A 12,957-nucleotide genomic window follows, 5' to 3' on the forward strand; every position below is an offset into this window, starting at 1 on the left:
ATTTACGCTGTGTAGAATCGGGTTACGCATACAATAATAATCGTCTTCTGGCAGCAGAAGCCTCGCCCGCAAGAGCCTTGGGTCGACAATGAAGATATTCGGGTTTCAACTGATCTACGGTGACTTCCTCGCCCGCAGTGTGCGTGGCATCTCCTGTGCGCCACCCACCGGTCTCAGCATTACTGACAAATAACTCTGGTTAATTGATAAGAATGATGAGGCGCCAACCATGGCAGATTTATACGAAAACCCAATGGGCCTGATGGGCTTCGAGTTCATCGAGTTCGCATCGCCGACACCCGGCACCCTGGAGCCGATTTTCGAGATCATGGGCTTCACCAAGGTCGCGACCCACCGTTCCAAGAACGTGCACCTGTATCGTCAGGGCGCGATCAACCTGATCCTCAACAACGAACCCCACAGCGTTGCTTCGTACTTCGCGGCCGAACACGGCCCGTCGGTGTGCGGCATGGCGTTCCGGGTCAAGGATTCGCAGAAGGCCTACAACCGTGCACTGGAACTGGGCGCACAGCCGATCCACATCGAAACCGGTCCGATGGAACTGAACCTGCCGGCGATCAAAGGCATTGGCGGCGCGCCGCTTTACCTGATCGACCGTTTCGGCGAAGGCAGCTCGATCTATGACATCGACTTCGTGTTCCTCGAAGGCGTTGACCGCAACCCGGTCGGTGCCGGCCTGAAGATCATCGACCACCTGACCCACAACGTGTATCGCGGTCGCATGGCCTACTGGGCGAACTTCTACGAGAAGCTGTTCAACTTCCGTGAAATCCGCTACTTCGACATCAAGGGCGAATACACCGGCCTGACCTCGAAAGCGATGACCGCGCCGGACGGCATGATCCGCATCCCGCTCAACGAAGAATCGTCGAAGGGCGCCGGGCAGATCGAAGAGTTCCTGATGCAGTTCAACGGCGAGGGCATCCAGCACGTGGCGTTCCTCACCGACGACCTGGTCAAGACCTGGGATCAGTTGAAGAAGATCGGCATGCGCTTCATGACCGCGCCGCCGGACACCTACTACGAAATGCTCGAAGGCCGCCTGCCGAATCACGGCGAGCCGGTCGATCAACTGCAATCGCGCGGCATCCTGCTCGACGGTGCGTCGGACAAGGAAGACAAGCGTCTGCTGCTGCAGATCTTCTCGGAAACCCTGATGGGCCCGGTGTTCTTCGAATTCATCCAGCGCAAAGGCGACGATGGTTTCGGCGAAGGCAACTTCAAGGCACTGTTCGAATCGATCGAGCGTGACCAGGTGCGTCGTGGCGTGCTCGCTACCGAGTAATCCGCATCAGATGTAAAAAAGCCCGGCCTGCAGAAATGCAGGCCGGGCTTTTTACTGCGCGTCTTACGGTCGCCGTTGGCGCATCAGGTGCTTGAAGCCTTCAAACACCAGCACCACGACTGCGAGCCAGATCGGGATGTAGGTCAGCCATTCACCGGGTTTGATGCTTTCGCCGAGCAGCAGCGCCACACCCAGCAGCAACACCGGCTCAACGTAACTCAACAAACCGAACAGACTGAACGGCAGCAAGCGGCTGGCGATGATGTAGACCACCAGTGCCGAGGCACTGATCAGACCGAGCAACGGAATCAGCCACATCAACCCCGGGTACTGATCGAACACGCCGAAACCCTGTTCGCCGCCGCGCACAAACCAGTACGCCACCGGCAGCATCAAAGTCATGTCGACCCACAGGCCGCCGAGGTTGTCGGTCTTGAGGTATTTGCGCAGCACGAAGTACAGCGGGTAACCGACGACCACCACCAGCGTCGCCCAGGAAAACCCGCCGACCTGATACAACTCGTTCAACACGCCGAGGCTGGCAAAAAACACCGCGACTTTTTGCAGGTACGACAGGCTTTCGCCATAAGCGATGCGGCCGGTCAGGACCATGGCCAGCGGCAACAGGAAGTAGCCCAGCGACACATCAAGGCTGTAGCCATTGAGCGGCGCCCACATGAACAGCCACAACTGCACGCCCAGCAACGCGGACGAAACGATCAGGCCACCGATCAACTTCGGCAGCGCAGGGATCCGGCGCAGCAACTCCAGCACCCGCCGCCATTCGCCGGACAGCAACATGAACACGGTCATGCAGGGCACGGTCAGCAGCATCCGCCAACCGAAGATTTCCACGCCGCTCAACGGGGTGAGCAGCGAGGTGTAGTAATACATCACGGCAAACAGCGTCGATGCTGTTACCGATAGAGCAATGCCTTTAGACAAACTGTCCTCGCGGGGGTGATGGTGAAACGGGGCGCGCAGGATACGTGGTTTTTGTGGTGAATATTGGTCGGAGTGGTCAATATTTTCTACATGAGTTCAAAAGCCCCTCACCCTAACCCTCTCCCGGAGGGAGAGGGGACTGACCGAGGTGTCTCACGAGTTTCAGCGACGTGAAAGTCCGAATCGATTATGGATTCAACACAACAGCTTCAGGCAAAAGCTTAGCTTCAATATTCCCCAATCGGTTCCCTCTCCCTCCGGGAGAGGGTTAGGCGGGCGGCGTTCCGATGAGGGCAGCAATCTCAAGCCGAACGCGATTTCCGGCCCGACACAAAATGGCTCACATCATTAAACCCCGGCGTAGACGCATGCCCCGGCGTCACCAGCGAGTCGATAAACGCCTCATCCTCCGCCGTAATCTTCACCGCCTGCGCCTTGGTGTACGCATCCCACTGTTCCTCAGTACGCGGCCCGACAATCGCCGACGTCACCGCGCCGTTGTTCAGCACCCAGGCAATCGCAAACTCGACAATCCCGACCCCACGTTCCTGGGTGTATTGCTGAATCTGCTGGGCAATGCGCAGCGACTCCACCCGCCATTCAGTCTCCAGAATCCGCTTGTCCTGGCGCCCGGCGCGGCTGTTGGCGTCCGGTGTCACGTCCGGTGCGTACTTGCCGCTGAGCACGCCACGGGCCAGCGGGCTGTAAGGCACCACGCCGAGGCCGTAGGTCTGGGCAGCGGTGATCTGTTCGGTTTCGGCCTGACGGTTGACGATGTTGTACAGCGGCTGGCTGATTACCGGGCGATCGACGCCCAGTTTGTCCGCCACGCGAATCACCTCGGCAATCCGCCAGCCGCGATAGTTCGACAGGCCCCAATAACGGATCTTGCCCTGGCGAATCAGATCGCCAATCGCCGAGATCGTCACCTCCAGCGGGGTGTTGTGGTCTTCGCGGTGCAGGTAATAGATGTCGAGATAGTCGGTGCCGAGCCGGGTCAGGCTGGCCTCCAGACCATTGAAGATGTGCTTGCGGTTCAGACCGCTGCGATTCGGCACGCCATCGACCGGGCCGAAACCGACCTTGGTCGCCAGCACCCATTCATGCCGATGACGGGCGATGGCCTCACCGACGATCTCTTCCGAGCGGCCGTTGGTGTAGACATCCGCGGTGTCGATGAAGTTGATGCCCTGATCCCACGCCTTGTCGATGATGCGCAGCGAGTCTTCTGCGCTGGTCTGCTCGCCGAACATCATCGTGCCGAGGGTGAGGGTGGACACCTGCAACCCCGAGTGACCCAGTGTGCGATAGCTCATGCCGAAATCCTTTTGTCGGTGGGAAAGCTTCCATCAAATACCAGAAGCGCCCGACGCGGCAAAGTGAATTTATCGGCGCAACGCCTCGCAGCGCTCGCGTAAAAACGCCTGCAACACCTTGACCCGTTCCGACACCTGCACCCGATGCGGGCACAACAAATTGAATGGCACGCTCTCGCCATGCCAGTCATCGAACAGCGTTACAAGCTGCCCGGCGCGCACGTCTTCGGCCACGTCGAGCCAGGCCTTGTAGGCGATGCCGTGCCCGGCGAGCGCCCAGCGGCGAGCGACTTCACCGTCGTCGCTGAGGTAGTCGCCGCGTACTTCGACCTCGACGGTTTCGTCCTCGCGATGGAAGCGCCAGGTGTTATAGGGCCGGCCGTTGCGCAGGTAGAGCAGGGCGCTGTGCTCGCTCAATTCGGCAGGATTTTGCGGCGTGCCGTGGCGTTCCAGATACGCGGGGCTGGCGCAGGCCACACGACGATGCTCAGGCAGAATCGGCAAGGCCACCAGCGTCGAATCACTCGGCACGCCAAAACGCAGCGCCACATCCACCGTCTCGCGAAACAGATCCGCATGCCGGTCGTTGAGCAGCAATTGCAGTTGAATGTGCGGGTGCTCGCGCTTGAAATCATCCAGCCACGGCAGCAACACATTGCGCCCGAAGTCCGACGGCGCCGCCAGTTGCAGCACGCCGCTCAGGCCTTCGGTCTGCTGCTTCAGCGCCTGTTCGCCCTCGGCCAGGGTGGCCAGCGCCAGACGCACGCTTTCCAGATAACGCCGGCCTTCTTCGGTCAGGCGCATGCTGCGGGTCGAGCGGGCGAAGAGGCGGATGCCGAGGCGGGTTTCCAGGCGTTTCAATGCGATGCTGGCGGCGGCCGGCGTCAGCTCCAGCGCCCGGGCGGCGGCGGAGATGCTGCCGGAGTCGGCGGTGCGGACGAAGATTTCCAGATCGAGGATCGAGCTCATTAGTAAAAATCCGTTGAAGATCCTTGGCGTTTTGCGGGATTTTTCCGGGATTGGCAAGCGCAGATACTGAAATCCTGAATAACCGCAGGAGACAGACATGACGTGGACATTTGATCATCTGGCCTTCAACACTGGTGACGGTCAGGCGCTGCAGGACGCTTTTGGTGGGTTGTTGGGATTGACGCCGGGGCGGCGGCCGCCGTTTCCGTTTCCCGGGCGGTGGTTGTATCAGGATGGGGAGGCGTTGGTGCATGTGATTGAGCAGCCCGCGCTGGATGAGGCCGCGTTAAGTCATATTGCGTTTCGTACCGATGAAGATGCGGCGGTGGTTTTGAAGCGGGTGCAGGGCAGTGGGTTGCCGTATCAGGTGGCGCAGGTGCCGGAGGATGGGGTCTGGCAGATTTTTGTGCAGATGCCGGGCGGGTTGGTGCTTGAGCTGGATGCGAAAAGCAGTGCGTGATGCTCGTTCCCACGCTCTGTGTGGGAATGCCTCAAGGGACGCTCCGCGTTCCAGCTCTGGAAGGGACGCGGAGCGTCCCGGGCTGCATTCCCACGCGGAGCGTGGGAACGATCTGGAGTGGGGTGTTTAAGTGAAGTGTTTAAAGGACACGTTCGGACACGCACCCAGGCTACACAACCTTGCGCCGTTGCCTACGACTAAGCCAGAATCCGCCGGCTTGTGCGCTCAAGGGCCGGGTTTTATCGTTGTCCCGTCGCTGAAATACAGCGATCGGGTTTGGTAGCCCGGATCTGACTTGTTGCGCAATTCACCGTATTCGGACGCTTATCCGTCCGTGCTTTTATGGTGGCCATGCGTGGGGCGCTTTCGAGCGCGCCGGTTTTCCAAGTCACCGGTCTACCAACCCGTGTATGGCCACCACCTCTTCGTTTGGTAGCGAAGTTTGATGGCTCCATTTTTCTGATTTGGAGATTCAAACGTGATCAAACCAACACCCAACCCACCCGAAACCGACACCACCTCGCCCTACGAATCCCTCGACTCCAAGACCTTCCACGAAGCCGCCGAACGCGCCCTCGATCACTACCTCAATCCGCTGCTCCCCAGAAAACCGCTGCTAAAACCCAACACCCGCTACCTCATCGCCCCCGGTATCGACAGCGAAGAACTGCTGGCCGATGCCTCTGAAACCCTGACTTGCGCCAAAACCATGGCCACTAACTTCGCCGGGCTGGTGGACGGATCGCAGCGACACGTGCTGCTGGGCATTGCGCAATTGATCATGCTGAGTGAACTGGCGGTGAACCGGGCGCTGGATAATCTGGAGTTGAAGACAGAAACACCGCTCTAGCCAGATCCTTAGCCTGATCGTTCCCACGCGGACGGTTCGACGCCTCGACGTGGGAACGATCTAAATGAAAAACGGCCCGTAATGGGCCGTTTCTGTATTTCGACTAAGGCTTAAGCCCGCAACGTCCGCGTCATCCGCAACGCCAGCAAACTCCCGCCGACAATCACACCCGCCAGCAGATACAACGCCGCATCCGTCGACCCGGTGCTGTCCTTGACCCAACCCACAAGGTAAGGGCTGAGGAACCCGGCCATCTGCCCCATCGAGTTGATCAACGCTAGACCACCCGCCGCAGCGCCTGCGCTGAGCATGGCAGTCGGCACCGGCCAGAACATCGGCAAACCGGTCAACGCGCCCATGGTCGCGATGGTCAGACCGAGGATCGCAATCGCCGGATTCGCCGCAAAGTTCACCGCAATCAGCAGGCCGACAGCACCCATCAACATCGGCACCACCAAATGCCAGCGACGTTCTTTACGCAAGTCCGCCGAACGCCCGACCACCAGCATGAACACCGCCGCCAGCAAGTAAGGAATCGCACTCAACCAGCCAATCACCAGGTTGTCGCTGAAGCCGAGGTTCTTGATGATCGACGGCAGCCAGAAGTTGATCGCGTACACGCCGCTCTGGATGCAGAAGTAGATCAGGCCGAAGGCCCAGATCGCCGGGTTCTTGAACACGGCAATCAACGAATCGGAGGTGGTTTTCGGTTTGTTCGCCAGATCTTCGGCCTGATCGGCTTCCAGCACCGACCGCTCATGCGGGGTCAGCCATTTGGCGTTGGCGAAGTTGTCGCTGAGCAGGAAGTAGGCGAGTGCGCCCAGCACAACAGTCGGAATGCCTTGCAGCAGGAACATCCACTGCCAGCCCGCGAGGCCACCCTGGCCGGCGGCGAAGTGATTGAGGATCCAGCCGGAAAACGGGCTGCCGAGCAGGCCCGACACCGGGATCGCCGACATGAACAGCGCCATGATCCGGCCACGGCGGAAGGTCGGGAACCACTGCGAGAGGTAGAGCACAACGCCTGGGAAGAAGCCGGCTTCAGCCGCGCCGGTAAACAGGCGCAGGGTGTAGAACTCGGTCGGTGTGGTGACGAACAGCAGGCAGGTCGACAGCGTGCCCCAGGTGATCATCATCAGCGCGATCCAGCGCCGAGGGCCGAATTTGGTCAGGGCCAGGTTGCTCGGTACGCCGCACAGCACGTAGCCGATGAAGAAGATACCGGCACCGAGGCCGTACACGGTTTCGCTGAATTTCAGCGCGTCGAGCATCTGCAGTTTGGCGAATCCAACGTTGACCCGGTCGAGGTAGTTGAACAGGTAGCAGATGAAGATGAAGGGGATCAAACGCAGGGTGATGCGTTTGTAGACGGCATTTTTATCGTCATCGATGGTCTGGGCGGCAGCGGCGCTCTGCGACATGGCGGCTCTCTCTTTATTATGATTTTTTGCGATGCAAAGGGTAACGTTGATCGCCCTGAGAGTCTCGGCCACCTTTGGCCGGATTGTCTTTGTGCCTGAGCACAGGGTTTGCTGCCAGACCCTGTGCGGGTGAACAACCGTCCGCGCCTGTTTTCAAGGATTCCAGCCCTTATGTTCGAACTCGATCACGACCTCGCCCAGGACATCGTCGACCGGGCCATGGCCATTTTGCCGTACAACGTCAACGTCATGGACAGCCAGGGCCTGATCCTCGGCAGTGGCGAGCCGGAGCGGATCAACACCCGCCACGAAGGCGCGCAACTGGTGCTGGCCAACGGGCGAGTGGTGGAGATTGACGCGCAGACCGCCGTGCATTTGAAAGGCGTGCAGCCGGGGATCAATCTGCCGTTGCTGCTCGATCAGCGTTTGATCGGGGTGCTCGGGATCACGGGCGAGCCGGAGCAGCTGCGTACTTACGCCGAACTGGTGCGCATGACCGCCGAGATGCTGGTTGGCCAGCGCAATCAGCAATCCGAGCAGCAATGGCGGCGGCAGCGTTGCGATGACTTGCTCGCGCTGCTGTTGAGTGAAGCGGGGGATTCGCCACGGCTGGTCGACGAGGCCCAGCAACTCGGGTTGAAACCGCAACTGACGCGCGTGCCGTATCTGTTCGAGCTGGGCCTGGAACACGGGCCGGGGCAAACCGTCGAGGCGCTGAGTGCCTGGCTGATGACGCGCTATCCGGACAGTTGGTGCGTGAGTTCCGCCAAGTCATCACTGCTTTGGTGCCGGCCAGCGAGTCAGAACGTCGAGCATGATCGTCTGCTGGAAAAACTCGATGGCCTGGGCTGGAACATTCTGCGCATTGCGGTCGGCGGGCAGGCCGATGGGCTGGCCGGGTTGCGCCGTTGCTATCGAAGGGTGGGCGACTTGCTCGCCTATGGCCGCGAAGTGTTGCCGCGCTCACGGCTGCTGACCCTCAATCGCTATCGCTTGCCGGTGATGCTCTGGCGCCATCGCAACGACGATGCGCTGGATGAACTGCTCAAACCATTGCGCAAAGTCATCGCCAAGGACAGCAACGGCCAGTTGCTCGCGACCCTGCGCAGTTGGTGCGATCACGACGGGCAGAGCCAGGCCTGTGCCGATGCATTGGGGATTCACCGCAACAGCCTGCGTTATCGCATGGAGCGGATTGCCGAGTTGAGCGGAGTCGATCCGCTGAGACTCGACGGGATGCTGGCGCTGTATCTAGGTGTGCAATTGCTGCCACAGACCGACGATTTGTCGAAATGAACAATAAACGCCTGCACGACTTGTGCAGCGGACAGGCGTCAACGCGCAAGGCGACTGGCAGCATGAGGGGCATTGGAACTGGAGAATTCGCATGAAAATCGTCATCGCCCCCGATTCGTTCAAGGACAGCCTGAGTGCCCAAGGCGTTGCAGAAGCCATTGCGCTGGGCCTGGCGCAGGTCTGGCCGCAGGCGACGCTGGTCAAATGCCCGATGGCCGACGGTGGCGAAGGCACGGTGGAGTCGATTCTCGCCGCCTGTGAAGGCGAATTGCGCCGCACCCGGGTGCGTGGTCCGTTGGGGGCAGCGGTCGAAGCCGCATGGGGCTGGCTGCCGCACAACCACACCGCAATCATCGAGATGGCTGAAGCCAGCGGCCTGCAACTGGTGCCGCCAGGGCAGCGCGATGCTTGTATCAGCAGCACGTTCGGCACCGGTGAACTGATCCGTGCGGCACTGGATGCTGGCGCACAACGCGTCATTCTGGCCATCGGCGGCAGCGCCACCAACGACGGCGGCGCCGGCGCGATGCAGGCGCTGGGCGTGAAGCTGCTGGATGCTCAAGGGCAATCGTTGGTACCGGGTGGTCTGGCGCTGGCGCAACTTGCAAAACTGGATCTCAGCGAACTCGACCCGCGTCTGGCGCAAGTGCGCTTCGACATCGCCGCCGACGTCAACAATCCGCTGTGCGGCCCCCACGGCGCCTCGGCGATTTTCGGCCCGCAAAAGGGCGCGTCTCCTGCGCAAGTTCAACAACTGGATCAGGCCCTCGGCCACTTCGCTGAACTTTGCGCGCAAGCGCTGGGCAACGATGTTCGCGATGAACCGGGTAGCGGCGCGGCAGGCGGACTGGGTTTTGCCGCCAAGGCCTTTCTCGGCGCACGCTTCCAGGCAGGTGTCGAAGTCGTCGCGGAACTGGTCGGGTTATCCGAGGCAGTAAAGGGCGCCGATCTGGTCATCACCGGCGAAGGACGCTTCGATGCCCAGACCCTGCGAGGCAAAACCCCGTTCGGCGTTGCGCGGATCGCCAAACACCACGACGTTCCCGTGATCGTCATCGCCGGCACCTTGGGCGAGGGTTATCAGGAACTCTACGATCACGGCATCGACGCCGCCTTCGCCGTCACCAGCGGCCCGATGACTCTCGAACAGGCCTGCGCCGAAGCACCCCGTCTATTGCGCGAACGTGCCACCGACATAGCTCGCGTCTGGCGCATGGCAACCCCGGCCTGACCTGTCGCCCATCATCTAAAGCTATGGGTGTTTCACCGCTGAAACACCCGCAACACTTTGAAAAATATTTACTCTTTCCCCGCAATCTTCCTTAAGCCTGGCCGATACATAGATCAGGCGCGCACAAGACTTCCTAAAACAGTGACGCCGGACTGAAGCCCGCCCCATGGGCCAGTGATCACGGCATGGACGCTCGTAGTTTCAATCATCCGAGAGTCCTCCTATGTCCTTGCGTAATCTGAATATCGCGCCCCGTGCCTTCCTCGGTTTTGCCTTTATTGCCCTGCTGGTGATCGTGCTCGGCGTGTTCGCCGTCAATCGCATGTCGATCATCCGCCAGGCGTCGCTGGAGATGGAGTCGACGCAGTTGCCGAGCGTCACGCAACTCGCCGTGGTCACGGAAAACGTCCTGCGCCTGCGCATTCTGTCGTTCCGCATTCTGGTCAACCGCGACCCGGCCGGTTTGCAGGAAGCCCAGACCCGCATCGGCGTGCTGGTGGACAAGGTGCGCGCCGCCCAGGCCAGTTACGCGGCACTGCCGGCCAGTTCGGAAGAGCGCGCGCTGTATCAGACTTTCTCGACGACCCTCGACAACTACGTGCAGGCGCAGAACCAGATGATGGAGCTGTCGCGCCAGGACAAGCTCGACGAGATGCGCACCCTGATCAACACGAAGATCAAGGACGGCACCGACAAAATGGGCGAACAGCTCAACCAGCTGATTGCGATCAACGCCGCTGACGCCAAGACCGCCTCGACCCACGCGGACGAGTATTACAGCGGCGCTATCAGCGGCATCATCGCCGTGGCCGTGATTGCCGCGCTGTTGACAGTGCTGCTGGCCTGGCTGCTGACCCGCAGCATCGTCACCCCGCTGAACCGCGCCGTCGCTGCCGCGCAAACCATTGCCGGCGGCAACCTGACCAAAGCCATCGAAGTCGACGGCAAGGACGAACCGGCGCGCCTGCTTGAAGCCTTGGCCGCGATGCAGACCAACCTGCGCAAGACCATCGAGCAGATCGCCGGCTCCGCCACGCAACTGGGCGCCGCTGCCGAAGAACTCAGCGCCGTGACCGAAGAAGCCTCCCGTGGCCTGCAACAGCAGAACGACGAAATCGAACAGGCCGCCACCGCCGTCAACGAAATGACCGCCGCGGTGGAAGAGGTCGCACGCAACGCGGTGTCGACTTCCGAAGCCTCAAACCAGTCGACCCACGCCGCCCGCGAAGGTCGCGATCAAGTGGTGAAAACCGTCGACGCGATCCAGACCATGACCCACGACGTGCAGAACACCGCGCAAATGATCGAAGGCCTGGCCGCTCAGGGCCGCGACATCGGCAAGGTGCTGGACGTGATCCGCGCCATCGCCGAACAGACCAACCTGCTGGCGCTCAACGCCGCCATCGAAGCCGCCCGTGCCGGTGAAGCGGGACGCGGTTTCGCCGTGGTAGCGGACGAGGTTCGCGCCCTGGCTCACCGCACCGCGCAGTCGACTCAGGAAATCGAAAAAATGGTCGCCGGCATCCAGAACGGCACAGGCGAAGCGGTGGAATCGATGCAGCAAAGCAACCAGCGCACCCAGTCGACCCTGGAAATGGCCCGCGCCGCCGGCGTTGCACTGGAGCAAATCACCCAATCGATCCACCAGATCAACGAACGCAACCTGGTGATCGCCAGTGCTTCTGAAGAGCAGGCGCAGGTGTCCCGCGAGGTCGATCGCAACCTGGTCAACATCCGCGACCTGGCCACTCAATCGGCCGCCGGCGCGAATCAAACCAGTGCCGCGACCCACGAACTGTCGCGTCTGGCGGTGGATTTGAATGCGATGGTGGCGCGCTTCGTGATTTGACCTAGGGTGAAGGCTGGAGACCGCGCAATCAGGAGACGTACATGCGCTATTCAGCCTTGACCCAACGAATCGCCGGGGAGGGAGCAGCGGCCTGGCGGATTCACGACCGAGCGCTGGAGTTACGCGCCGAGGGCATTGATGTGTTGCTGCTGTCCGTGGGTGATCCGGATTTCGATACGCCGCTGCCGATCATCCACGGCGCCATCGACAGCCTGCTGGCCGGCGATACCCATTATTCCGAAGTGCGCGGCCGGCTGGAGCTGCGCAAGCGGATTGCCGAGCGCCATCGGCGCAACAGCGGCCAGGATGTGGATGCCGAGCATGTGATCGTACTTCCCGGCGCGCAATGCGCGGTGTATTCGGTGGCGCAATGTCTGCTCGATCCGGGTGATGAAGTGATCGTCGCCGAGCCGATGTATGTAACTTATGAAGGCGTGTTCGGTGCCTGCGGTGCAACCGTGGTGCCGGTGCCGGTTCGCCCGGAGAACGGTTTTCGCGTCGACCCGGCGGATGTTGAAGCTCGGATCTCCCCAAGGACGCGGGCCATGCTGCTCAACAGTCCCAACAATCCTTCCGGTGCCAGTCTGTCGTTGCTGATCTGGCAGGAGCTGGCGGCGCTGTGTATCCGCCATGATTTGTGGCTGATCAGCGATGAGGTCTACAGCGAATTGTTATACGAAGGTGAGCACGTCAGCCCGGCGAGTCTGCCGGGGATGGCCGAGCGCACCGCAACCATCAACAGCCTGTCCAAATCCCATGCGATGACCGGGTGGCGGATCGGCTGGATGATCGGACCGAAACCCTTGGCCGAGCATTTGGTGAATCTGTCGTTGAGCATGTTGTTCGGCCTGCCGGATTTTGTGCAGAAAGCGGCGCAGATCGCGCTGGAGAAAGATTTGCCGGAAGTGACGCAGATGCGCGAGGAATACCGGTTGCGTCGGGATCTGGTGTGCGAGCGCTTGCGCGGCTGTCCGGGGTTGTACCCGATCAAGCCGGATGGCGGGATGTTTGTGATGGTCGATGTGCGCCAGACCGGGCTCGGCGCGCAGGATTTTGCCGAGCGATTGCTGGAGGGGTATGGGGTTTCGGTGCTGGCCGGTGAAGCGTTCGGGCCCAGTGCGGCGGGGCATATTCGCATCGGGCTGGTGGTGGATCGGGTGAAGCTGGCGGATGCGTGTTCGCGGATTGCCCTTTGTGCTGCGCAACTTCTGCAAGTGCGCAGTGCCTGAGGGTTTCCTCCTGATCGTTCCCACGCTCCGCGTGGGAATGCAGCCCGGGACGCTCCGCGTCCCTTCCAGAGCTGGAACGCGGAGC

The 12,957-nt window shown here is 61.0% G+C and carries 11 protein-coding genes; 7 read left to right on the forward strand and 4 right to left on the reverse strand.

All coding sequences use genetic code 11. The features are described from left to right. Positions 1–229 precede the first annotated feature (229 nt). Positions 230–1,306, forward strand: a complete 1,077-nt coding sequence (gene hppD, locus CAF90_RS02870; RefSeq protein ID WP_007958955.1) for a 4-hydroxyphenylpyruvate dioxygenase — start codon at positions 230–232, stop codon at positions 1,304–1,306. Between the two features lie 63 nt (positions 1,307–1,369). On the opposite strand, the gene rarD is transcribed toward hppD, so the two are convergent. From rarD to CAF90_RS02885, 3 genes are all read right to left on the reverse strand, one after another. Then, positions 1,370–2,251, reverse strand: coding sequence for an EamA family transporter RarD (gene rarD, locus CAF90_RS02875; RefSeq protein ID WP_085603371.1), 882 nt, complete (start codon positions 2,249–2,251; stop codon positions 1,370–1,372). Positions 2,252–2,553: 302 nt separating this feature from the next. Continuing rightward, on the reverse strand, positions 2,554–3,567 hold the full coding sequence (locus CAF90_RS02880; protein ID WP_085603373.1) for an aldo/keto reductase: 1,014 nt from the start codon (positions 3,565–3,567) through the stop codon (positions 2,554–2,556). 69 nt (positions 3,568–3,636) lie between these two features. Then, complete coding sequence (locus CAF90_RS02885; protein WP_085603375.1) at positions 3,637–4,536, reverse strand: LysR family transcriptional regulator; 900 nt, start codon at positions 4,534–4,536, stop codon at positions 3,637–3,639. A gap of 97 nt (positions 4,537–4,633) precedes the next feature. On the opposite strand from CAF90_RS02885, the gene CAF90_RS02890 reads away from it, so the two are divergent. Both CAF90_RS02890 and CAF90_RS02895 read left to right on the forward strand, forming a co-directional pair. Continuing rightward, positions 4,634–4,996, forward strand: coding sequence for a hypothetical protein (locus CAF90_RS02890; RefSeq protein WP_085603376.1), 363 nt, complete (start codon positions 4,634–4,636; stop codon positions 4,994–4,996). A 478-nt stretch (positions 4,997–5,474) separates the two neighbouring features. After that, positions 5,475–5,846, forward strand: coding sequence for a DUF6124 family protein (locus tag CAF90_RS02895; RefSeq protein WP_085603378.1), 372 nt, complete (start codon positions 5,475–5,477; stop codon positions 5,844–5,846). A gap of 110 nt (positions 5,847–5,956) precedes the next feature. On the opposite strand, the gene CAF90_RS02900 is transcribed toward CAF90_RS02895, so the two are convergent. Beyond that, positions 5,957–7,267, reverse strand: a complete 1,311-nt coding sequence (locus tag CAF90_RS02900) for an MFS transporter (protein WP_085603380.1) — start codon at positions 7,265–7,267, stop codon at positions 5,957–5,959. 171 nt (positions 7,268–7,438) lie between these two features. Here CAF90_RS02900 and CAF90_RS02905 point away from each other — a divergent pair, with 171 nt between their 5' ends. From CAF90_RS02905 to CAF90_RS02920, 4 genes are all read left to right on the forward strand, one after another. After that, a complete protein-coding gene (locus CAF90_RS02905; protein WP_085603382.1) occupies positions 7,439–8,563 on the forward strand; it encodes a sugar diacid recognition domain-containing protein in 1,125 nt (374 codons plus the stop codon). Between the two features lie 91 nt (positions 8,564–8,654). Next, positions 8,655–9,794, forward strand: coding sequence for a glycerate kinase (locus CAF90_RS02910; protein ID WP_085603384.1), 1,140 nt, complete (start codon positions 8,655–8,657; stop codon positions 9,792–9,794). A gap of 223 nt (positions 9,795–10,017) precedes the next feature. Further along, positions 10,018–11,643 (forward strand): methyl-accepting chemotaxis protein, encoded by a 1,626-nt coding sequence (locus CAF90_RS02915; RefSeq protein ID WP_085603386.1) that lies wholly within the window; start codon positions 10,018–10,020, stop codon positions 11,641–11,643. A gap of 41 nt (positions 11,644–11,684) precedes the next feature. Further along, positions 11,685–12,872 (forward strand): pyridoxal phosphate-dependent aminotransferase, encoded by a 1,188-nt coding sequence (locus CAF90_RS02920; RefSeq protein ID WP_085603388.1) that lies wholly within the window; start codon positions 11,685–11,687, stop codon positions 12,870–12,872. Positions 12,873–12,957 lie beyond the last annotated feature (85 nt).

This window comes from Pseudomonas sp. B37(2017), from assembly GCF_002112885.1.
GTDB lineage: Bacteria > Pseudomonadota > Gammaproteobacteria > Pseudomonadales > Pseudomonadaceae > Aquipseudomonas > Aquipseudomonas paraglycinae.

Excerpts from the sequence above, each read along its gene's own strand:
- hppD (WP_007958955.1), top strand. The coding sequence starts at position 230 with ATGGCAGATTTATACGAAAACCCAATGGGCCTGATGGGCTTCGAGTTC.
- CAF90_RS02880 (WP_085603373.1), bottom strand. The coding sequence starts at position 3,567 with ATGAGCTATCGCACACTGGGTCACTCGGGGTTGCAGGTGTCCACCCTC.
- CAF90_RS02885 (WP_085603375.1), bottom strand. The coding sequence starts at position 4,536 with ATGAGCTCGATCCTCGATCTGGAAATCTTCGTCCGCACCGCCGACTCC.
- CAF90_RS02890 (WP_085603376.1), top strand. The coding sequence starts at position 4,634 with ATGACGTGGACATTTGATCATCTGGCCTTCAACACTGGTGACGGTCAG.
- CAF90_RS02900 (WP_085603380.1), bottom strand. The coding sequence starts at position 7,267 with ATGTCGCAGAGCGCCGCTGCCGCCCAGACCATCGATGACGATAAAAAT.
- CAF90_RS02905 (WP_085603382.1), top strand. The coding sequence starts at position 7,439 with ATGTTCGAACTCGATCACGACCTCGCCCAGGACATCGTCGACCGGGCC.
- CAF90_RS02910 (WP_085603384.1), top strand. The coding sequence starts at position 8,655 with ATGAAAATCGTCATCGCCCCCGATTCGTTCAAGGACAGCCTGAGTGCC.
- CAF90_RS02915 (WP_085603386.1), top strand. The coding sequence starts at position 10,018 with ATGTCCTTGCGTAATCTGAATATCGCGCCCCGTGCCTTCCTCGGTTTT.
- CAF90_RS02920 (WP_085603388.1), top strand. The coding sequence starts at position 11,685 with ATGCGCTATTCAGCCTTGACCCAACGAATCGCCGGGGAGGGAGCAGCG.